The organism is Streptomyces sp. MnatMP-M17, from assembly GCF_900091995.1.
In the GTDB taxonomy this organism is placed as follows: domain Bacteria; phylum Actinomycetota; class Actinomycetes; order Streptomycetales; family Streptomycetaceae; genus Streptomyces.
This window is the reverse complement of sequence record NZ_FMDK01000050.1, coordinates 1-21,386: the sequence shown is the minus strand read 5'-3', so window position 1 is coordinate 21,386 and position 21,386 is coordinate 1. Positions and strand designations below refer to the sequence as shown.

The 21,386-nt window shown below is 69.8% G+C and carries 16 protein-coding genes and 1 pseudogene; 5 read left to right on the top strand and 12 right to left on the bottom strand.

Annotation, left to right across the window (positions count from 1 at the left end):
* Window positions 1–339: PucR family transcriptional regulator (locus GA0115259_RS02955; protein ID WP_141716430.1), on the top strand; the 339-nt coding region annotated here is incomplete at its 5' end.
* Window positions 340–426: 87 nt separating this feature from the next.
* On the opposite strand, the gene serA is transcribed toward GA0115259_RS02955, so the two are convergent.
* From serA to GA0115259_RS02925, 6 genes are all read right to left on the bottom strand, one after another.
* A complete protein-coding gene (gene serA / locus GA0115259_RS02950; RefSeq protein ID WP_093590394.1) occupies window positions 427–2,019 on the bottom strand; it encodes a phosphoglycerate dehydrogenase in 1,593 nt (530 codons plus the stop codon).
* 325 nt (window positions 2,020–2,344) lie between these two features.
* Window positions 2,345–3,379 carry a ketol-acid reductoisomerase gene (gene ilvC / locus GA0115259_RS02945; protein WP_107469129.1) on the bottom strand — a complete coding sequence of 345 codons (1,035 nt, stop codon included), beginning with the start codon at window positions 3,377–3,379 and terminating at the stop codon, window positions 2,345–2,347.
* Window positions 3,380–3,496: 117 nt separating this feature from the next.
* Entirely contained in the window at window positions 3,497–4,021 is a 525-nt protein-coding gene (gene ilvN / locus GA0115259_RS02940; RefSeq protein WP_093590388.1) for an acetolactate synthase small subunit, read from the bottom strand.
* 51 nt (window positions 4,022–4,072) lie between these two features.
* On the bottom strand, window positions 4,073–5,923 hold the full coding sequence (locus GA0115259_RS02935; protein ID WP_093590385.1) for an acetolactate synthase large subunit: 1,851 nt from the start codon (window positions 5,921–5,923) through the stop codon (window positions 4,073–4,075).
* Between the two features lie 235 nt (window positions 5,924–6,158).
* Window positions 6,159–8,984, bottom strand: coding sequence for a putative bifunctional diguanylate cyclase/phosphodiesterase (locus GA0115259_RS02930; RefSeq protein ID WP_202449606.1), 2,826 nt, complete (start codon window positions 8,982–8,984; stop codon window positions 6,159–6,161).
* 389 nt (window positions 8,985–9,373) lie between these two features.
* Window positions 9,374–10,321, bottom strand: coding sequence for a 2-hydroxyacid dehydrogenase (locus tag GA0115259_RS02925; RefSeq protein ID WP_093590379.1), 948 nt, complete (start codon window positions 10,319–10,321; stop codon window positions 9,374–9,376).
* Between the two features lie 72 nt (window positions 10,322–10,393).
* Between GA0115259_RS02925 and GA0115259_RS02920 the strand changes: the two genes are divergently transcribed.
* The 3 genes from GA0115259_RS02920 (at window position 10,394) to GA0115259_RS39955 (ending at window position 12,918) form a co-directional block, all read left to right on the top strand.
* The gene (locus tag GA0115259_RS02920; protein WP_093590376.1) at window positions 10,394–11,389 is read left to right on the top strand and encodes an aldo/keto reductase; all 996 of its coding nucleotides are present in this window, start codon (window positions 10,394–10,396) and stop codon (window positions 11,387–11,389) included.
* Between the two features lie 163 nt (window positions 11,390–11,552).
* A complete protein-coding gene (locus GA0115259_RS02915; RefSeq protein WP_093590397.1) occupies window positions 11,553–12,713 on the top strand; it encodes a PQQ-dependent sugar dehydrogenase in 1,161 nt (386 codons plus the stop codon).
* Window positions 12,714–12,753: 40 nt separating this feature from the next.
* Complete coding sequence (locus GA0115259_RS39955; protein WP_237539716.1) at window positions 12,754–12,918, top strand: DUF6191 domain-containing protein; 165 nt, start codon at window positions 12,754–12,756, stop codon at window positions 12,916–12,918.
* A 94-nt stretch (window positions 12,919–13,012) separates the two neighbouring features.
* On the opposite strand, the gene GA0115259_RS02910 is transcribed toward GA0115259_RS39955, so the two are convergent.
* The 6 genes and pseudogenes from GA0115259_RS02910 to GA0115259_RS02885 form a co-directional block, all read right to left on the bottom strand.
* Window positions 13,013–16,081: a helix-turn-helix transcriptional regulator gene (locus GA0115259_RS02910; RefSeq protein ID WP_093590373.1), complete on the bottom strand. Its 3,069-nt coding sequence runs from the start codon at window positions 16,079–16,081 to the stop codon at window positions 13,013–13,015.
* A gap of 124 nt (window positions 16,082–16,205) precedes the next feature.
* Window positions 16,206–16,391 carry a hypothetical protein gene (locus tag GA0115259_RS02905; protein ID WP_093590370.1) on the bottom strand — a complete coding sequence of 62 codons (186 nt, stop codon included), beginning with the start codon at window positions 16,389–16,391 and terminating at the stop codon, window positions 16,206–16,208.
* A gap of 179 nt (window positions 16,392–16,570) precedes the next feature.
* Window positions 16,571–17,212, bottom strand: coding sequence for a hypothetical protein (locus GA0115259_RS02900; protein ID WP_202449603.1), 642 nt, complete (start codon window positions 17,210–17,212; stop codon window positions 16,571–16,573).
* 122 nt (window positions 17,213–17,334) lie between these two features.
* Complete coding sequence (locus tag GA0115259_RS02895) at window positions 17,335–17,898, bottom strand: GNAT family N-acetyltransferase (protein ID WP_093590364.1); 564 nt, start codon at window positions 17,896–17,898, stop codon at window positions 17,335–17,337.
* A gap of 72 nt (window positions 17,899–17,970) precedes the next feature.
* Complete coding sequence (locus GA0115259_RS02890) at window positions 17,971–20,145, bottom strand: phosphocholine-specific phospholipase C (RefSeq protein WP_093590361.1); 2,175 nt, start codon at window positions 20,143–20,145, stop codon at window positions 17,971–17,973.
* 187 nt (window positions 20,146–20,332) lie between these two features.
* Window positions 20,333–20,689 (bottom strand): annotated as a pseudogene (locus GA0115259_RS02885) (TetR family transcriptional regulator); the annotation flags it as partial.
* On the opposite strand from GA0115259_RS02885, the gene GA0115259_RS02880 reads away from it, so the two are divergent.
* Complete coding sequence (locus tag GA0115259_RS02880; protein WP_093590358.1) at window positions 20,622–21,260, top strand: SDR family NAD(P)-dependent oxidoreductase; 639 nt, start codon at window positions 20,622–20,624, stop codon at window positions 21,258–21,260. The pseudogene GA0115259_RS02885 and the gene GA0115259_RS02880 sit on opposite strands and share 68 nt — an antisense overlap.
* The last annotated feature ends 126 nt before the right edge of the window (window positions 21,261–21,386 follow it).

Below are 21,386 nucleotides of genomic sequence, written 5' to 3'. Positions count from 1 at the left end.
GCGGTCGCGGCGGCCCGTGCGGCCCTGGCCGAGCCCCGCTTCGGCCCGGTGGCCGAGTGGTCCGCGATAGGCCCGTACCGTCTGCTCACCGCGCTTCCCACCGCGCCCGATCCCGCGATCCGCCCTCTGCTGGCCCCGGCCCACGCCGAACTCGCCCACACAGCCGAGGTGTTCCTCGACCACGCGGGCCAGGCGGGCCGTACCGCCTCCGCCCTCGGCATCCACCGCCAGACGCTCTACTACCGCCTGTCCCGCATCGAACAGCTCACCGGCCTCGACCTGGACTCCGGCGAGGACCGCCTGCTCCTCCACATGGCCCTGAAGGCGGCCCGGCTCTGATCCCGTGATGGGCAGAGGAGACACACGAAGGGCCCGGCAACCATGCCGGGCCCTTCGACGTTCACCCGGGCCTGCGGCCCGCACGGCTCAGTCCGTCAGGTTCACCGAGCGCGCCGACGTCGCGCCGATCTCTTCCGCGATCTCCGTGAGCACGGACTGCGGCACGGTGTCGTCGACGGTGAGCACGACCAGCGCCTCGCCGCCCTCCTCCACCCGGGAGACCTGCATCCCCGCGATGTTCTGCCCGGCCTCGCCGAGGATCCGGCCGACCGTACCGACCACGCCGGGACGGTCCTCGTAGCGCAGGACGACCATATGATCGGCCAGCGCCAGATCGATGTCGTAGTCGCCGATCGCGACGATCTTCTGGAGGTGCTTGGGGCCCGCCAGCGTGCCGGAGACCGAGACCTCCTCGCCGTCGGAGAGCGTGCCGCGCACCGTCACCACATTGCGGTGGTTCGGCGACTCGCTCGACGTCGTGAGCCGGACCTCGACACCGCGCTCCTGCGCGAACAGCGGAGCGTTCACATACGAGACCGTCTCGGCGACGACATCCTCGAACACGCCCTTGAGTGCGGAGAGTTCGAGCACCTTCACATCGTGCTGGGTGATCTCGCCGTACACCTCGACATCGAGACGGACCGCGACCTCGCCCGCCAGCGCGGTGAAGATACGGCCGAGCTTCTCGGCGAGCGGCAGCCCCGGCCGTACGTCCTCGGCGATGACTCCGCCCTGGACATTGACCGCGTCCGGCACGAGCTCACCGGCGAGCGCGAGCCGTACGGACCTGGCGACCGCGATGCCCGCCTTCTCCTGCGCCTCGTCGGTGGACGCGCCGAGGTGCGGCGTGCAGACGACCTGGTCGAACTGGAACAGCGGCGAGTCCGTGCAGGGCTCCTTCGCGTACACGTCCAGACCGGCGCCGGCGACCCGGCCTTCCTTGAGCGCGGAGGCGAGCGCCTCCTCGTCCACGATCCCGCCGCGCGCGGCGTTGACGATCCGTACCGTCGGCTTCACCTTGTGCAGCGCCTCGTCACCGATCAGCCCCAGCGTCTCGGGCGTCTTCGGCAGATGCACGGTGATGAAGTCCGACACCTCAAGCAGCTCGTCCAGCGTCAGGAGCTTGACGCCCATCTGGGCGGCGCGGGCCGGCTGTACATACGGGTCGTACGCGACGATCTTCATCCCGAAGGCGGACATGCGCTGGGCGACCAGCACACCGATCCGGCCCAGGCCCACCACACCGAGCGTCTTCTCGCTCAGCTCCACGCCCGTGTACTTGGAGCGCTTCCACTCGCCGTTCTTGAGGGCCGCGTTCGCCTGTGGGATATTGCGCGCGGTGGCGACGAGCAGTCCGCAGGCCAGCTCGGCGGCGGTGACGATGTTGGAGGTCGGCGCGTTGACGACCATCACGCCGGCCTTGGTGGCGGCGGAGACATCGACATTGTCGAGACCGACACCGGCGCGGGCGACCACCCGGAGCTTCCGGGCCGCGGCGACCGCCTCCGCGTCGACCTTGGTCGCGGAACGGACGAGAATGGCGTCCACATCGGCGATGGCGGGCAGCAGCTCCGCGCGGTCGGCGCCGTTGCAGTGCCGGATCTCGAAGTCCGGACCGAGCGCGTCGACAGTGGCGGGCGAAAGCTCTTCGGCGATGAGTACGACAGGTTTCGAGCTCACGTGAGTCCTCACAAGTCCCATTGCGGACGGCCGTCCCGACGGCCGCAGGCGGTGGAGGGGTCCTAGGGCGTGCCCGGTCGGACAGGACAAGAACCTAGCCGCGTGGAAGACGCACAACGCTGTGGGCCTGACGCGTATGTGTTGAGCAGTGTAGTGCTGTCACGGGGCGTGTGATCCGCCCGAGCGACAGGATCACTCATACGCGCGACCCGGCGTCCACACGCATCCTGCGTCCGTCCACGCACGGTCCGGCGTCGTGGTCCCGGGTCATGGTCCGGTGGGGACGGCCCCGGCCCGGACGGACCGGGGCCGTCCCCGCGCGGTGTCACGCGTCGTCGTTGTCGACCCAGCTCATGAGCTTGCGCAGCTCGGCGCCGGTGGTCGCCAGCAGGCTGTCGCTGTCGGCCTTCTTGTACTCGTTGTACCTCTTCAGACCGCCGTGGTACTCGTCCATCCAGTTCTTGGCGAACGTACCGTCCTGGATCTCGCCCAGGATCTTCTTCATCTCGGCCTTGGTCTGGTCGTTGATGATGCGCGGGCCGCTCACGTAGTCGCCCCACTCGGCGGTCTCGGAGACCGACCAGCGCATCTTCTCCAGACCGCCCTCGTACATCAGGTCCACGATCAGCTTCAGCTCGTGGAGGCACTCGAAGTACGCGATCTCCGGCTGGTAGCCGGCCTCGGTCAGCGTCTCGAAGCCCGCCTTGACCAGCGCGGCGGTACCGCCGCAGAGCACGGCCTGCTCACCGAACAGGTCGGTCTCGGTCTCCTCTTTGAAAGTTGTCTTGATGACGCCGGCGCGGGTGCCGCCGATGCCCTTCGCGTACGAGAGGGCCAGCGCGAAGGCACCGCCCGAGGCGTCCTGCTCGACAGCCGCGATACACGGAACGCCGCGGCCCTCCTCGTACTGGCGGCGGACGAGATGGCCGGGGCCCTTGGGCGCGACCATCGCGACATCGACATTGGCCGGCGGCTTGATGAAGCCGTAGCGGATGTTCAGGCCATGGCCGAAGAAGAGCGCGTCGCCGTCCTGGAGATTGTCCTTGATGGACTTCTCGTAGACCTCGGCCTGGATCGGGTCCGGCACCAGGATCATGATGACGTCGGCCTCGGCGGCGGCCTCGGCGGGCGTCACCACGCGCAGGCCCTGCTCCTCGGCCTTGACCTTGGACGTGGAGCCCTCGTGCAGACCGACCCGGACGTCGACACCCGAGTCACGGAGCGACAGCGCGTGGGCGTGGCCCTGGCTGCCGTAACCGATGACCGCGACCTTGCGGTTCTGGATGATGGACAGGTCGGCATCGTCGTCGTAGAACAGCTCGGCCACTGGGTCTTCTCCTTGGTGTGCACTTCTGTGAATTCGCAGCTTGTCTGTGTGATGCGCAGCTCGCGTCCCACCGTACGGCGGGACGGACGAGGGCGGGTGTCCGGTCTCGCCATACGGTCCCGGCTGCCCGGTCAGGGGCGGTCGGGCGGCTTACGCGCTGCGGTCGAGCGCCCGCAGGCTGCGGTCCGTGATGGACCGCGCGCCACGCCCTATGGCGATCGTCCCGGACTGCACCAGCTCCTTGATGCCGAACTGCTCCAGCATCTTGAGCATGGCGTCGAGCTTGTCACTCGATCCGGTGGCCTCGATCGTGACGGCCTCGGGCGAGACGTCGACGGTCTTGGCGCGGAAGAGCTGGACGATCTCGACGATCTGGGAGCGGGTCTCGTTGTCGGCGCGGACCTTCACCAGGACGAGCTCGCGCTGGATCGCGGCGCCGGGCTCGAGTTCGACGATCTTCAGGACGTTCAGCAGCTTGTTGAGCTGCTTGGTGACCTGCTCCAGCGGCAGTTCCTCGACATTGACCACGATGGTGATGCGGGAGATGTCGGGATGTTCGGTGACGCCGACGGCGAGGGAGTCGATGTTGAAGCCGCGGCGGGAGAACAGGGCGGCGATCCTGGCGAGGATGCCTGGGGTGTTCTCCACCAGAACGGAGAGCGTGTGCCTGGTCATGTGTCGGTCTCTTCTCTCTGGCTCTCGGTCACTCGGGCTCTCGGTCCCTGGTCAGTCGTCTTCGTTGTCGCCGAAGTCGGGGCGGACGCCCAGGGCCGCCATGACCTCGTCGTTGGAGGTGCCTGCGGCGACCATCGGCCACACCTGGGCGTCCTCGTGGACGATGAAGTCGACCACGACCGGGCGGTCGTTGATCGCGTTCGCCTTGGCGATGACCGCGTCCAGCTCCTCCGGCGATTCGCAGCGCATCGCGACACAGCCCATGGCCTCGGAGAGCTTCACGAAGTCCGGGACGCGCGTGCCGCCGCTGGGGCCGTCCGCCGTCTCCTGGCCCGAGTGCAGCACGGTGTTCGAGTAGCGCTGGTTGTAGAAGAGGGCCTGCCACTGGCGGACCATGCCCAGCGCGCCGTTGTTGATGATCGCGACCTTGATCGGGATGTTGTTGAGCGCGCAGGTGGTCAGTTCCTGGTTGGTCATCTGGAAGCAGCCGTCGCCGTCGATCGCCCAGACCGTACGGTCGGGCCGGCCGGCCTTGGCACCCATGGCGGCCGGGACGGCGTATCCCATGGTCCCGGCGCCGCCCGAGTTCAGCCAGGTGGCGGGCTTCTCGTACTCGATGAAGTGCGCGGCCCACATCTGGTGCTGGCCGACGCCCGCCGCGTAGATGGTGCCCTCCGGCGCGAGCTGCCCGATCCGCTGGATGACCTGCTGCGGGGAGAGGCTGCCGTCCTCGGGCTGGTCGTAACCGAGAGGATAGGTCTCGCGCCAGCGGTTGAGATCCGTCCACCAGTCGCTGTAGTCCCCGACCCGTCCTTCGGTGTGCTCGGCCTGGACCGCCTGGACCAGATCGGCGAGGACCTCGCGCGCGTCACCGACGATCGGCACATCGGCGGCGCGGTTCTTGCCGATCTCGGCCGGATCGATATCGGCGTGGACGATCTTGGCGTACGGCGCGAAGCTGTCCAGCTTGCCGGTGACACGGTCGTCGAAGCGGGCGCCGAGGGCGACGATCAGATCGGCCTTCTGGAGCGCGGTGACGGCGGTGACCGAACCGTGCATGCCCGGCATTCCCACATGCAGCGGGTGGCTGTCGGGAAAGGAGCCCAGCGCCATCAGGGTGGTGGTGACGGGCGCGCCGGTCAGCTCGGCGAGGACCTTCAGCTCGGCAGTCGCGCCGGCCTTCATGACTCCGCCGCCGACATAGAGCACCGGCCGTTTGGCCTGAGTGATCAGCTTGGCGGCCTCACGGATCTGCTTGGCGTGCGGCTTGGTGACCGGGCGGTAGCCGGGCAGATCGTGGGTGGGCGGCCAGGAGAAGGTCGTACGGGCCTGGAGCGCGTCCTTGGCGATATCGACCAGCACCGGTCCCGGGCGGCCGGTGGAGGCGATGTGGAAGGCCTCCGCGATGATGCGCGGGATGTCCTCGGCCTTGGTGACAAGGAAGTTGTGCTTGGTGATCGGCATGGTGATGCCGCAGATGTCCGCCTCCTGGAAGGCGTCCGTACCGATGGCCTTGCTGGCCACCTGGCCGGTGATCGCGACCAGCGGCACGGAGTCCATGTGCGCGTCGGCGATCGGTGTGACCAGATTGGTGGCGCCGGGGCCCGAAGTGGCCATGCAGACACCGACCTTGCCGGTGGCCTGGGCGTAACCGGTGGCCGCGTGGCCCGCTCCCTGCTCATGGCGGACCAGGACATGCCGGACCCGGGTGGAGTCCATCATCGGGTCGTAGGCGGGAAGGATCGCGCCGCCGGGGATGCCGAATACCGTGTCGGCGCCCACTTCCTCAAGCGCACGGATGAGGGACTGCGCTCCCGTGACGTGCTCGACGGGGGCGGACGACGATCCGCCGTTACGGGCCCGCGGCTGCGGATGGTGGGCCCCGGTGGCCTGCTCGGTCATCGGCATTCTCTTCTCGAAGCTGAGGGTTTTTGCGAGGTTTGTGGTGTGCCGGTGCAATAAAAAACCCCTCGTGCCGTGAGGCAAGCGAGGGGAGCGCGTCGGTGCGGACTGCAGAGCGGATAACCGGACTCTGCTTCAACCGACGCGCTGTCCAAGTACGAGAATTCGGGTGCGCATGGCAGAGACAATCCCTCCGGCGCGCCCCGACTGTCAAGCCGGTGGGACGGGAGTCTCATTATTTGAGCGGATCGAGCGGGCGCGGAATCCGGTCGGAGACCGGCTGACGAGGCTGTCTGACCGGCAGTGAGCCTCCGGTCAGAACGGGCAGGACGGCGCCGCCGCCGGGCAGTGCGTACGCGCCGCCCACCAGGGCCCGGCGCAGCCGGTACTCGTCGAGCGGCCCGGAGAAGGCCATGCCCTGGCCATGGGTGCATCCCATGGCGCGCAGCGCGAGCACCTGCTCCGGTACGTCCAGACCGTCGGCCACCGACTGCATGCCCAGATCGCCGGCGATCCGCAGCAGTCCCGCGGTGATCTTGTGCAGCCGGGCGGACTCCACGACGCCCTCCACCAGACCGCGGTCCAGCTTCAGTACGTCTACGGGAAGCCTGCGCAGCGCGTTTATCGCCGCGTAGCCGCTGCCGAAGCCGTCGAGCGCGATCCGTACGCCGAGCCGGCGCAGCGCGACGAGACGGTGCTCCAGCTCGTCCAGGGAGGCGCGCGGATCGGTGTCGGCCAGTTCGATCACCAGGGCGCCGGAGGGCAGGCCATGGCGGGTCAGCAGGGCCTCGATGGAGCCGAGCGGCATGGACCGGTCGAGCAGTCTGCGGGCCGGGAGCCGGACCGCCACGGGTACGGCATGGCCCGTCCTGGCGCGCTCGGCGGCCTGTGCGACGGCTTCTTCGAGCAGCCAGCGGCCGAGTTCGGCGGTGCGGTCGCTGTCGTCGGCGACGCGCAGGAATTCGGCCGGAGTGAAGAGGCTGCCCTGGGCCGAGCGCCAGCGGGCCTGGGCGGCGACGGAGGAGACGCGGCCGGTGGCGAGATGCACCACCGGCTGGTGGAGCAGCGCGAACTCGCCGTCGTGGAGCGCGGAGCGCAGCCGGGCGGCCAGCTCCGTCCTGCGCACGACATCGGCCTGCATCTGCGGCGCGTACAGCTCGACGCGGTCCTTGCCGCCCGCCTTGGCGCGGTACATGGCGAGATCGGCGTTGCGCATCAGGTCCGTGGGCGTTATGCCCGGTTCGGCGAAGGCGACACCGATGGAGGCGGCGACCCGGACATCGTTGCCGTCGATGCGGTACGGCTGGGAGAGCTTGAGCCGGAGCCGGTCGGCGATCTCATGGACCTGGTACTCCCTGGCGCGCTGGTCGCCGCTGCCGTCGCCCAGGACGATCGCCGCGAATTCGTCGCCGCCGAGCCGGGCGGCGGTGTCCCCGGCCCGTACCGAGTCCTGGAGCCGCTGTGCGGCGAGGATCAGCAGCTCGTCCCCGGCCTGATGGCCCAGCCGGTCGTTGACGCCCTTGAAGCCGTCGAGGTCGATGAAGAGCACCGCGGTGCCGGGATCGGTCGTACGGCGGCCGGAGAGGGCCTGGCGCACGCGCTCGGTGAACAGGGCCCGGTTGGGCAGATCGGTCAGCGGGTCGTGCTCGGCGTTGTGCTGCAACTGTGCCTGTAGACGCACCCGTTCGGTGACATCCCGGCTGTTGAAGATCAGCCCGCCCTGGTGGCGGTTGACGGTGGACTCCACATTGAGCCACTCCCCGGCGCCGGACTTGAAGCGGCATTCGATCCGGGTGGTGGGCTCCTCGGAGGGCGGAGCGGCCAGAAACCGCCGCACTTCGTGGACGACCCGGCCGAGATCGTCCGGGTGGATGATCGAGGCCAGCTCGGCGCCGACGAGATCCTCGGCCTCGCGTCCGTACACACCCGAGGCGGCCGGGCTGACATAGCGCAGTATGCCGGAGGGCGCGGCGATCATGATCACATCGCTGGATCCCTGGACCAGGGAGCGGAAGTGGTTCTCCGTCTGGGCCAGTTCATGGGTGAGCGCGATGTTGTCGACGAGCATGATCCCCTGGCGTACGACCAGGGCGAGCACGACCGTACAGCCGGTGAGGACCACCACCCGGTCGACCTGGCGGCCCTCGATGACGTTGTAGAGGATCCCGAGAGTGCAGACGGCCGCGGCGAGATACGGCGTGATCGCGGCGAGGGAGCCCGCGATCGGATGGCCGGAAGGACGGCTGTGCCGGCTCTGGCGCGGATGCGGGACGCTCTCGGGAGCCCGGCGCACACCCCAGGGCGCGTACGCGAGGAGCAGCGAGCCGGCGAACCAGCCGGCGTCCAGGAGCTGGCCGGAGCGATAGGTCTCGCGCAGCAGCGGCGAGGTGAACAGGGCGTCGCACAGGACCGTCAGGGCGAGTGCGGCGATCGCGGTGTTCACCGCGGAGCGGCTGCCGGTGGCCCGCCGGAAGTGCAGGGCCAGGACCATACTGACCAGCACGATGTCGAGCAGCGGATAGGCCAGGGAGAGCGCGGCCTGGGTGACGCTCTCGCCTCTGACCTGTGTGGTGCGCGCGAGGGCCAGGCTCCAGGAGAGCGTGAGCAGCGAGCCGCCGATCAGCCAGGAGTCCAGTGCGAGACAGACCCAGCCGGCCCTGCTGACCGGGCGTTTGGCGAGGACGAGCAGGCCCACGATGGCGGGCGGCGCGAAGCAGAGGAAGAAGAGATCGGCGAGGGAGGGGCTGGGCACGGGCTCGTCCAGGATCACTTCGTACCAGCCCCAGACCGCGTTCCCGCCGGAGGCCATCGCCGAGGAGAACGAGAACAGCAGCCAGGCCGGGCGGAACGGGCCGCGTCGGACGCGTGCATAGCAGAAGCAGGAGACGGCGGCGATCATGGCGGCGAGACTCAGCCCGAAATCGCCCATGAAAAGGGCCAGTCTCTCCGAGCCCCAGCCGAGCGCGGCCCCGGTCGCGTACCCTCCGCAGATCAGGGCGAGGAGAAGCTGGGCGAGCAGCCCTGAGCCGCTGCCGGGAACGGACCGCCGGCCGAGGACCATGCCCTCGGCGCTCACCGGATCGCTCCTGAGGTCTTCGCTGTCACCGCCGCCGGGGCCGGCGTGCGCACCGGGATGTCCGGAGGTCGCCGTCGGCGTCCCTGCCGCGTCGGATCGTTGGTCCATTGGCCGTACATCGCCCGTCGCCCCCCTCGGATTCTGATCGCTCCGCCGTGCCGCCCCAGGCGTGGCGCGGCCCCCAGATCGGGACGATACACCAGTCTCGTCACTCAGGGACATAGTTCTTCTACTCTCCGTGACGACCAGGGCGGATGTCAGCCACACGGGTGTCCGGGCGGCTGCGGAGAGTGGCCGAGGACCGGCGGGCGCCGGACTACGGGATTCCGCCGGCGGGACAGGACCTGGTTGGACAGAGCCCGACGGGACAGGGCCTAGGACGGCCGTCCGGTGACGAGGACGGTGTTGAGCGGCTCCTGCCCGGTGGCGAACCGGGTGAGCTGCTCGGCCAGCAGACGTCTGGCGCGCGGCAGGAATGCCGAGGTCGATCCTCCGACGTGGGGGCTGATGAGGACACCCGGAGCATGCCAGAGCGGATGGCCCGACGGGAGTGGTTCCGGATCGGTGACATCGAGAGCGGCCGTGATTCTTCCGCTCTCCGCCTCCGCGAGCAGCGCCTTGGTGTCGACGACCGGGCCGCGCGCGACGTTCACCAGGAGCGCGCCGTCCTTCATCCGGGCCAGGAACTCCGCTCCCACCAGGCCTTTTGTGGTCTCGGTGAGCGGCGTCGAGAGGATCACGACATCGGCGTCCGGGAGCAGCGCGGGCAGCTCGGTGAACGCGTGCACCGGACCGCGCTCCGTAGTGCGTGCGGAGCGCGCGACGCGCGCGACCCGCGCGCACTCGAAGGGCGCGAGCCGGTCCTCGATGGCGGCGCCGATCGATCCGTAGCCGATGATCAGTACGGACTTGTCGGCGAGCGCGGGATAGAAGCCCGACCGCCACTCCTCCCGCTCCTGGCCCCGGACGAAGCCGGGAATGCCGCGCAGGGAGGCGAGGATCAGGGCGAGTGTGAGTTCGGCGGTGCTGGCCTCGTGGACGCCCTTGGCGTTGCAGAGCCGGACTCCGGCGGGCAGCGAGCCGAGCCCGGGCGTCACATGGTCGATGCCCGCCGAGAGCGTCTGTACGACGCGTACCGATGTCATCGCGGAGAGCGGCCGTATGGCGATCTCCATGCCCTTCATGTACGGGACGACGTAGAAGGCGCAGTCGGCCGGATCGGCGGGGAAGTCCTGGGTGCCGTCCCAGAAGCGGAGGTCGAGCCCCGCGGGAAGCCCTTCGATCTCCTCGGCCGGAAACGGGATCCAAACGTCTGAAGTCATGGTCAGGAGGCTATGCGAAGCGTGTCGGAGCGATGCGGTTAGCTTGAGGACTGCACAGGGAGGGGTACGGCGTTGGAGCGCAGGACAATCGGTGCGGCGGCGCTGGAAGTGGGAGCGGTCGGGCTCGGCTGTATGCCGATGCACTGGGCCTACACCGGCTCGCAGCAGCGCGGCGACCGTTCGCTCCGTACGGTCCACGCGGCGCTCGACGCCGGTACGACCCTGCTCGACACGGCCGACATGTACGGGCCGTTCACCAATGAGCTGCTGCTGGGACGGGTGCTCGGACAGCGTCGGACGGATGCCTTCGTCTCGACCAAGTGCGGGCTGCTCGTGGGCGATCAGCACATCGTCGCCAACGGCAGTCCCGGCTATGTGCGGCGGGCCTGCGACGCCTCGCTGCGGCGGCTCCAGACCGATGTGATCGATCTCTACCAGTTGCACCGCGCGGACCCGGAGATCCCGGTCGAGGAGACCTGGGGCGCGATGGCGGAGCTGGTGGGCGCCGGGAAGGTACGGGCGCTCGGGCTGTGCGCGGTGGGCGCGCGTGCGTCCCGGCGCAGATCCGGCGCGCATCTGCACGAGGCGACGATCCGGCAGTTGGAGCGGGTGCAGCAGGTCTTTCCGGTGAGCGCGGTGGAGGCGGAGCTGTCGGTGTGGTCGCCGGAGGCGCTGGAGCGGCTGCTGCCGTGGTGCGAGGCGCGCGGCATCGGTTTCCTGGCGGCGATGCCGCTGGGCAATGGCTTTCTGACCGGGACGCTCACTCCTGGTCAGGGATTCGAACCGGACGATCTGCGAGCGCGGCATCCGCGGTTCACGGCGGAGATGATGGCCGCGAACCAGCCGCTGGTGGCCGGGTTGCGGCGGATCGCGGAGCGGCACGGCGCGACTCCGGCGCAGGTGGCGCTGGCATGGGTGCTGGGCCGAGGGCGCCATGTGGTGCCGCTGCCGGGGACGAAGCGTGAGCGGTGGGCGGTGGAGAACGCGCGCGCGGCGGAGGTGGAGCTGACTGCGCGGGATCTGGCGGAGATCGCGGCGCTGCCGCCGGCCCGGGGCTCATGGGACTGAGGTCCCGCGGAACGGCGGGCGGACGGGTGCGCGGGCGGGTGCGCGGATGGCCGGTGATTGGCCGGATCCGTATGTTCGCCGGCGTATGCGCCGTCGGTGGGAACCTGAGCGTGGGCAGCGGTGTATGAACAGTGGAAACGCCGTCGTCGAAGGGATCGGAACCATGCATCGTTCAGCAGTGACGGCTTTGTGGGCCACTGCGGCTCTTGTCGTGGTCACCGGATGCTCCACCGGCGGTGACGGGTCCGTTCCCGGTGCTGCGCGGCGGACCGCGTCGAGTCCGGCCGCCTCGCCCGAGGGAGGCGCGCCGAGCCTGTCGGCCGCGCCCGCGAAGGGCTCGGTGAAGGTGGTGTCGACCTTGACCGAGGGACTCAATTCGCCCTGGGGGCTGGCCGCTCTGCCCGACGGCGATCTGCTGGTCTCCTCGCGCGACGAAGGCACGATCACCCGTGTCGACGCGGAGAACGGCAAGAAGACCTTGGTCTCGACCGTGCCGGGAGTCTCCGCCTCGGGCGAGGGCGGGCTGCTCGGGATCGCCCTCTCCCCCACCTATGGCGCGGACCACCTTGTGTACGCGTACTTCACCACCGAATCGGACAACCGCATCGCCCGGATGCTCTACGACGAGAAGAAGCCCGTCGGGCAGCAGATGGGCGCGCCCGACACGGTGCTGCGCGGTATCCCGAAGGGCACCATTCACAACGGCGGACGGATCGCCTTCGGTCCGGACAAGATGCTGTACGCGGGCACGGGCGAGACGGGTGACGGACAGCTCGCCCAGGACCGGAAATCGCTGGCCGGCAAGATCCTCAGGATGACTCCGGACGGGCAGCCCGTACATGGAAATCCCGAGGCGGATTCGGTCGTCTATTCCTATGGCCACCGCAATGTGGAAGGTCTGGCCTGGGACTCCGGAAAACGGCTCTGGGCCTCGGAGTTCGGCCAGGACAAGTGGGACGAGCTGAATCTGATCGAGCCCGGGAAGAATTACGGCTGGCCGGACGTCGAGGGAAAGTCCGACAGGCCGGGCCTGGTGAATCCGGTGGCGGAGTGGCCGCCGAGCGAGGCGTCGCCCAGCGGTATCGCCTTCGCGGAGGGCTCCATCTGGCTGGCGACACTGCGCGGTGAGCGGCTGTGGCGCGCTCCACTGGCGGGACGGGAATTGGCGGCACCGCCCGAGGCGTTCCTCGAAGGAAAGTACGGCCGCCTGCGCACGGTGCTTTCGGTGGGCGGTGGCAAGGTGTGGCTGGTGACCAACAATACGGACGGCCGTGGCACACCGAGGCCGGGCGACGACAGGATCCTCCAACTGGAGGTCGCGTAGCGGTATTTGCCGTGAGGACGGTGAGCAGTCTGTGTTCAATATGATCGAGGAGATCTTCGCTCCGGGCCGCAAGCACACCGACGACGAACAGAAGCGGCTGGAGGTCAGCCGGGTGGATGTCGATGACAACGATCCGGGCCGGGGCCCCATAGATCTGGCCTCCGGGAAGGTCACGATAAGAGTCCCGGCGCCGGCCGAGGACTGACCGAGGCACCGAGGACCGACCGAGGCACCGAAGACCGGCTGATTCCCGACCGATTCCTGACCGATTCCTGACTGAGTTCTGCCTGCGTTCTGGCTCAGGAGTGCAGGGACGCGTCCGCCTCGTCGGGGAAGAGCTGGAGGCGGTGGGAGAGAGCCGCCGCTTCCGTGCGGCCCGACACACCCAGTTTGGCCAGGATGTTGGAGACATGGACGCTGGCGGTCTTGGGCGAGATATACAGCTCCTCGGCTATCCGGCGGTTGCTGTGACCGGCGGCGACAAGACGCAGGACATCCTGCTCCCGAGGCGTCAGCCCGAGTGACCGGGCGGCGTCCGGGCCGGGCTCGGTGACGGTTCCGCGCTCCGTAGCGCGGTCGGAGTCGGCAGAGAGGCTGATACGGGCACGGCCCGCGACAAGCGCGATGTCCTCGACGAGAGGCCGGGCGCCGAGCCGCCGGGCCGTGGTGTGGGCCTGTACGAGCAGATCGGCCGCTTCCGCGCGGTCCGCGTGGGCGTCCAGCAGGGCGGAGGCCCGGCGCAGCCGGGCGAGGGCCAGCTCATAGGGACGCCCGGTCTCCTCGAAGGCCGCGATGACACGCGCCCAGTGCTCCGGCGTCCCGGTGCCCGCCGCGCGGGCCAGCTCGGCGTCCAGCAGGAGACCGTACGCGCGCCAGACCGGCACCAGTGTGGGCAGCCGCTTGGCAAGGGAGCGTACGGTCGCGAGCACGGCCGCCCGGCCCGCCTCGCTGCCGGGCAGCCCTCTGGCGTCCGCCTCCATCGCCGCCGCGACGCACAGCAGCGGCAGCGCGTACCGCTGGGTGCCCGGCGGGAAGCCCTGTTCCGTGATCCGCTCGAACTCCGCTCTGGCATCGGCCAGTTGGCCGCGCCGTGCGGCGATGGCCATCATCAGCCGGGCCGGTGTGATGAAGTGCTGCGGCTGCGGATCGTGCGTGCCCATGAAACCTCGGGTCAGCTCCACCTGGCGCCGGGCCTCGTCGAACTCACCACGGGTGAGAGCCAGCTCCGCCCGGCGCACGGCGACGACTCCGCGCGCCGTGTGGGAGTGAGCGAGCCCGTCCGCGATGTCGAGGGTGGCGTCCGCCTCGGACCAGCGGCCCAGCGAGTAGAGGGACTGGGCCTGGTTGCCTCGGACCCAGGCCTCCGTGTCGGCGAGACCGCGCTGATGCGTGACGGCGATGCCCCAGTCAGCCGTCGCCACCGCCTCCTCGGAGCGGCCCATGCTCTCCAGCGTGGACGGCAGATTGATACTGGCGCGGCCCAGGACACCGGCCGCGCCCAGCTCGTCGGCGCGGTCGCGCACCTCGTACATCTCGGCTATGCCCTCCTCGACGCCACCGGCGTCCGCGGTGAGCCAGCCCCGGGTCAGACGGGCGTGCAGTTCGGTGTGTTCCGCGCCGACGAGCCGGGCGTACTCCACGGCGCGGTTGGCGGCGACCAGACTGTCGGCTCCCGGCCGGTGCAGGGCGCCCCACGCGGCGACACTGGAGAGGACCTCCGCGTGCACGGCCGACGGCTGGAGTCCTCGTACGAGCTCCTGGGCGGTGGCCAGTTCCTGCCAGCCGTCGCCGCGTGTGAGCTCCTGCATCATCTTGGAGCGCTGGATCCAGAACCAGGCCGCGCGCAGCGGATCCTTCTCGTTGTCCTCGCCGTCCAGGGCTCGGATGGCCTTCTTGGCTATCGCGTAGGCGCGCTCGCGCTCACCGCCGAGCCGGGCGGCGACCGTCGCCTCCGCCATCAGGTCCAGATAGGCCAGCGGCGCGGGATCGCGCCCGCAGAGCGGATAGACCTCGGTGTCGGCGTCGTCCGGTGGCCGCAGCGTGCCGCGCACGCTGCCGGGAGCGTCGTCCCACAGCTCCATGGCCCGTTCGAGCAGCCTCAGTTGCTCGGAGTAGGCATAGCGCTGCCGTGCCTCCACGGAGGCCCTCAGAACCGCGGGAAGGGCCTTGGCCACCTCATGCGCGTGATACCAGTGGCTGGCCAGCCGGGTGGTGCGCTCATCGGCCCGTACGAGCGAGGGATCAGCCTCCAGCACCTCGGCGTAGCGGCGGTTGAGCCGGGACCGCTCGCCCGGCAGCAGATCGTCGCTGACCGCCTCGCGGACCAGGGAGTGCCGGAAGCGGTACCCGTCGCCGTCCGCCGTGGGCAGCAGGATATTGGCGCCGACGGCGGCCCTCAGCGCCTCGATCAGATCGTCCTCGGTGAGCCGGCCGACGGCCAGCAGCAGCGGATACTCCACGGTGGTGCCGCCCTCGGCGACGATCCTGGCGACGCGCTGGGCGTCCTCGGGCAGCGCCTCGACCCGTACGAGCAGCAGATCGCGCAGGGAATCGCTCAGCCCGGTGCCGCCGCAGCCGGTCCCGATCGAACAGGCCAGCTCCTCCACGAAGAAGGCGTTGCCGTCGGAGCGTTCGAAGATCTGGTCCAGCAGGGCCGGATCCGGTTCGGCCGCGAGGATGCCGGTGAGCTGGCGCCGTACCTCGGCGCGGGTGAAGCGGGCGAGCTCGATGCGCCGTACGGACCGCAGCCGGTCCAGCTCGGCCAGCAGCGGACGGAGCGGATGGCGGCGGTGGATGTCGTCGGCGCGGTAGGTGGCGAGCACGACGAGCCGGCCGCGGCGCAGCGCGCGGAAGAGATAGGCTAGGAGATGGCGGGTGGAGGCGTCCGCCCAGTGCAGATCCTCCAGGACGAGCACGACCGTACGGTCGGCCGCCAGCCGCTCCAGCAGCCGCGCGGTGAGCTCGAAGAGCCTGGCCGTGCCGTCCTCGCCCAGCGCGCCGCGGTCGGACTGCCCGAGCTCCGGCAGGATCCTGGCCAGCTCGGCCTCCTGGCCCTCGGCCGCGGCGGCCAGCTCGTCGGGCAACTGGCGGCGCAGGGAGCGCAGGGCGGTGGAGAAGGGCGCGAAGGGCAGCCCGTCCGCGCCGATCTCGACGCATCCGCCGACCGCGACGACGGCCTTCTGCGCGCAGGCGAGCTGAAGCAGCTCCTCCACGAGCCGGGTCTTGCCGACGCCGGCCTCACCGGCGATGAGCAGCGCCTGCGGCTCGCCCGCGGTGGCGCGGGCGAGCGCCTGGGTGAGCGCGGTCAGTTCGCCGGCCCTGCCGACGAACACCGGGCTGAGGGACCTGGTCTCCACGTGCCCGAGCATCGCACAGGCCTCTGACAACGCGGCACTCGTTATCGGGGCGCCCGTGCCGGAGGCGCTCGTCGTCGCGGCGCGCACGGAGGAGGCGTACCCGGCCGAGGCGCCCGTCATCGGAAGGCGCACGGCGTCATGCCGCGCGGACGAACCGGCTGCCGGGCCTCTTGTCCCGTTCCTCGCCCGCGTCCTTGGCGGCCCTGCGGGCCTGGCGGCGCGACTCGCGGCCCGCCTCACGGACCTCGCGTACGAGCCGCTGGTTCTCGGCCCTGCGGATCAGCTCGGCGGTGTGGATCTTCTGGAGTTCGTACTCGAACATCGGGCTCCCCCTGGTGCGAAAGTGTTCCGGCGTCTTGTGGACGTCTCCACCTTCGTCTCCCAGGGGGTACCGGCACATCGGGAGAGTTCCGCATCCTGGCGGACCCCCGGGCCTTAGAAAGAGGACCAGGGAGTACTAAGGGGCCTCAGAAGAGATGAGGTACGGGTAAGGCGCGCGGCTCAGCCGGCGGGAGCGGGAGCAGGAGCGGGAGGGGCCGGCAGGGCCGCGAAGAGATCGAAGTACATCCCGACGGAGACGAGCAGACCCAGCAGTCCGAGGACGGCTCCGGCCATGGCGAAGGGCCGTACCCAGCCGGCCCGCTGAGGCAGGAGCAGCACGATCGCACCGATGACCAGCGCCAGCAGGGCCACGACACCGTTGGCCGCGGCCGTGGCGTGCCAGGCATCGCCGTAACCCTCGGAGATCTGCTGTTCCGGGGTGGCGGACTGGCCGAGCGTGATCTGTCCGATGAGTGCCTCGCGCTCGGAGATGACCCGGCCGGTCCAGGTGCCGGTCAGGGCGATGATGCCGAGGCAGACCGCCAGGACGGACGCGGCTGCGGCACCGAGACCGGACGGACGGCGCTCGTCGGCGGCGGCGTCGTCATCGTCCAGATCCTCGTCGTCGTCCAGGTCGTGGACGCCCTCCGGATCGTCGGATTCGCCGTCGGCGGCGGCGTCGGGACCGGCCTGGGAGTCGGCCTTGAGGAGGGTCGGGCCCTCGGCCTCCGAGGCGGAGTCGGATATCGCCTCGGTCGCCTTGGTCGTGGGGGCCTCGGCCGTCTCCGGCTCGGAGGTCTTTGTCTCGGGGGTGGGGTTCATAACCCGCACGCTAGGGGCCCCGTCTGAGAACTTCCTGAGAACGGCGGAACGTCCCTGAACGAGGGAGTTCCACCGTTCCCGCACGCCGCGTCCCGTACGGAGAGCACGGGCGCTCGACCAGCTCAGACCGCGTCGGCGGCCTTCTGTTTGCGCCACTCCGGCGCCAGGACCGACCAGACCTCGGTGTCCCGCCGTACGCCGTCGAAGAGATAGTTCTCCCGCAGCACGCCCTCCCGCGTCATACCGAGCCGCCGCGCGACCTTGATGCTCGGCTCGTTGGCCGTCGACACCTGCCACTCCACCCGGTGGATCCCACGCTCCTCGACCGCCCAGTCGATCAGCACGCGCGCGGCGCGCGTGACCAGCCCGCGTCCCGTCGCGGCGGGCTCCAGCCAGCAGCCGACCTCACAGTTGCCCGCCTTGGCGTCGAAGACCCGGAAGAGCACTCCGCCGACCAGCGTGGAGCCGAGCCAGATCCCGTAGATCCGTCCGCTGTCGGCGGCCTGCTTCTCCGCGTACGAGGTGAGCAGCGCCCGGGCCGACGCCAGATCCGTGGCGGCCCGGGCGAGCATGATGTGCTGATCGACCAGGTCCCTGGCGCGGTCCATATGGGCGACGAACTCCTCGGCCTGCCACGGCTCCAGTGGCCGCAGCTCCGCCTCGTCACCCAGTGATATCGCGAACATCGGGTCCTCCTTGTGCGCTTCGTACTGTACGAGCCTTCGTACAGTACGAGCCTTCGTACCGTACGGGCGCGCTCAGCCGGAGACGCTCGGACGTCCGTTCTCGATGTGTCCCATGAGACGGCGGCGGAAGCGCACTCCGGTGTCAGCGGCTCCGCCATGCATGGACGGCTCCGCGGTGATCTCGACGTCGTACCAGCCGTGCGCGTCGGCCGCCGAGTGCACGACATGACGGCTGCGGCCCGGCTTGACCGTGATCCGGCGGGTCCAGCCGTGCAGATCGGCCTCGTCGACATAGCCCAGAGGCCGCACCGTGAAAGTGAGCGGCAGCTCGCCCTTGTTGCGCAGAGTGAGCTGGAGATCGCGGTCATGGTGGTCGACGGCGGAGGAGACCTCGGCGCCGAGACCGGTCACCGGACCGGCGAACTCGCGGCGGAAGCCGTTCGGTCCGGTGATGGTGAAGCGGTACCCGTCACCGTTCAGCCCGGTAAGGGGCACCGTCCATTGCCCCGTGCCCCTTACATCCCGGTGCTGCGGGATCGCGAACTCACCGGCGTACGGATAGAGCGCGAAGTGCGCGCTCGCACGGCCGGTGTTGCTGAGCACGACGGTGAACGTCCGCCCGTCCGCGTCGAGATGGCCGTACGCGTCGGTCTGGTACGGCAGCGGCCGGGCCGGGCGCACGCCCGGCTCCTGTACGGGCATCCGCTGCCGGTCCGGCGGTACGGGCAGCCAGCGGCCGGTGAACGGCGGTATCGCGCCCGGCTGTTCCACCTCGGGCTGGGTCCGGCCGCGCTGGAAGTCGAAGGCGGAGGTCAGATCGCCGGTGACATTGCGCCGCCACGCGGTGATGTTGGGCTCGTCCACTCCGGTCCACTTCTCCAGGAAGCGGATGACCGAGGTGTGGTCGAAGACCTGTGAGCAGACATGGCCGCCGACTGTCCAGGGCGAGACGACCAGCAGCGGAACGCGCATACCGAGCCCGGTCGGCCGTCCCTGCCAGCGCTCGGCGGAGCCGGTGGGCCCTTCCGCGGGCGGTACGGGAGGCGGCACATGGTCGAAGAAGCCGTCGTTCTCGTCGTAGTTGATCAGTACGACGGTGTGCCGCCAGACATCGGGATGGGCGCCGAGCGCGTCGAGCACCTGGTAGACGAGGGTGGCGCTGGCGATCGGCGACGAGGAGCCGGGGTGCTCGGAGTCGATCGCGGACGGCACCAGATACGACACCTCGGGCAGTGTCCCGGCGGCCACGTCCGCGCGGAACCGCTCGGCCAGGGTGCCGCTCTCGACGCGCCGCAGCCCGCGCTCGAACAGCGACCGCTCCTCCTCGGGCAGCAGGGCGACGCCCTCGTCCAGCGCGGCGAGCAGCCGCGCGCGCTCGGCGGCGTCGTCCGTGTCACGCACGGCGGCGTAGAAGGCCTCCATGTAGGTGAAGCCGGCCGCGCCGGGCAGTCCGGGCAGCGCACGCGCCTTGGCGAGCGCCTTGCGGGCGATGTCCTTGAAGGTGTTGAAGAACTCGATGTTGTTGTCGGTGAAGTTCTCCCACTCCGTGTACGTCTGCCAGCTCCGGCCTGCCCGTTCGAGCCGCTCGGCATAGGTCGGCCACGGATAGCCCGGGTGGGTGTCCTCCTCGTACGCGTCATTGCCCACGGCCCGCCGTCCGTCGGCCTCGTAGCCGGTCCAGCCGCTCCAGAGATGGTTGCGGTTGGGGCTCGTCGAGGTGTGGACGGACGAGTGGTACGCGTCGCAGACCGTGAACGTGTCCGCCAGCTCGTAGTGCAGCGGGATGTCACGCCGGTCGTAGTAGGCCATGGTGGCGGCGGTCTTGGCGGAGACCCAGCGGTCCATCCAGCCGTTGTTCCAGGCCTTGGCCCCGCCGTCCCAGGAGTGGTCGAGGGCGTCGATGTACTGGAGGTCCTTGTGCTGTGTCGCCGCCGCGTCCCGTACGGGGAACGGCAGGACGGGGCCCGACGGGCCGGCCTGTTCGAAGACGGGTCTGCCGGAGGGCAGTTCCACCGCGTTGCGGTCACCGAAGCCGCGTACGCCGCGCAGTGTGCCGAAGTAGTGGTCGAACGAGCGGTTCTCCTGCATCAGGATGACCACGTGCTTGATCGCCCGCATTCCGCCGGCGGCGGGCTCCGCCGCGAGGGCGGTCCGCAGGGACGGGGGCAGGACGGACCCGACCGCCGCCGCACCGAGGGCTCCTGTGCCGAGGGTGACCATTCTTCTCCGCGATATCTCCGGTGACATGCGACCGGACGGTAATGAGAGCGAATGGCAGAGAAGAGTCCCAGGTGCGACTACGAGGTGAACGTCCCCGGGAGCCGGCACGGTGGCATCGAGGCGGGTCAAAGGGCGGGTCCAGGGCGACTCCTGGGCCGGCGACGAGGTAGGTCCGAGACGGCTCCGGGACGGCTTTGGGGCAGCCCTCGCCCTGGGCGGCGGCCAGGGCCCGCAGCTTGGCGCTGTTGGCCTCCTCCACGACCGGCAGCAGGACTCCGCTGCGTTCCAGGCTGTGCCAGCGGCTCAGCCGCATGAGATGCGGGTGCGCGTAGTGGAAGTCGAAGAGCGCGCCCGCGTATCCGGGCAGATCGTCGGCGTCGAACGGCGCCGCTTCGAGGATCTCCTGGACGGCGGCCTCGTACACCGCGTCGAAGAGCTGTTCCTTGCTCCCGAAGTGCACATAGATCAGGTTCTTGTTGTAGCCGGCCGCCGCGCGCGCGGCGGTGAGGGGCACGGTCGAGACCTTCGGGCGGCTGGACGTTGTCGTCAACAACGCCGGATACGGCGACATGGCGGCCATCGAGGACGTCACCGACGCCGATTTCCGCGCCCAGATCGACACCAACTTCTACGGCGTCTACTACGTCACCAAGGCGGCCGTACCGATCCTGCTCGAGCAGGGATCCGGGCATATCGTCCAGATCTCGTCCAGCGGCGGCCGGATGACCACTCCCGGCCTCGGTGCCTATCAGAGCGCCAAATGGGCGGTGGCCGGCTTCTCCGAGGTGCTCTCCCGCGAACTGGCGCCGCTGGGTGTACGGGTCACCGTCATCGAGCCGGGCGGTCTGCGCACCGACTGGGCCGGATCGTCCATGACGATTCCCGAGATCAGCGAGCCGTACCGGCAGACCGTCGGCCCGATGGCCGAGATGGTGCGCTCCATGGACGGCCGGCAGACGGGCGATCCGGCCAAGGCGGCGCAGGTCATACTCGGTCTGCCGGATCTGGACGAGCCTCCGGTCCATCTGCTGCTGGGCAGCGACGCGTACCGGTATGTGACGGACTCCGACCGGGCCCGTACCGAAACCGACGCGAAGTGGCGCGAGCTGACCGAGTCGATCGACTACGACTCCACCAGCTGACCGGGCTCCTGACGGGCCCGCACACCGTCGGCCGGGATGTGGCAGACACGGCCTAGGGTCTTTCGTTTTGGATCAGGCTGGGTGAGGGAGCGCCCGCCGCGGGAGCGGCTGATGTCGCGTTGGTGC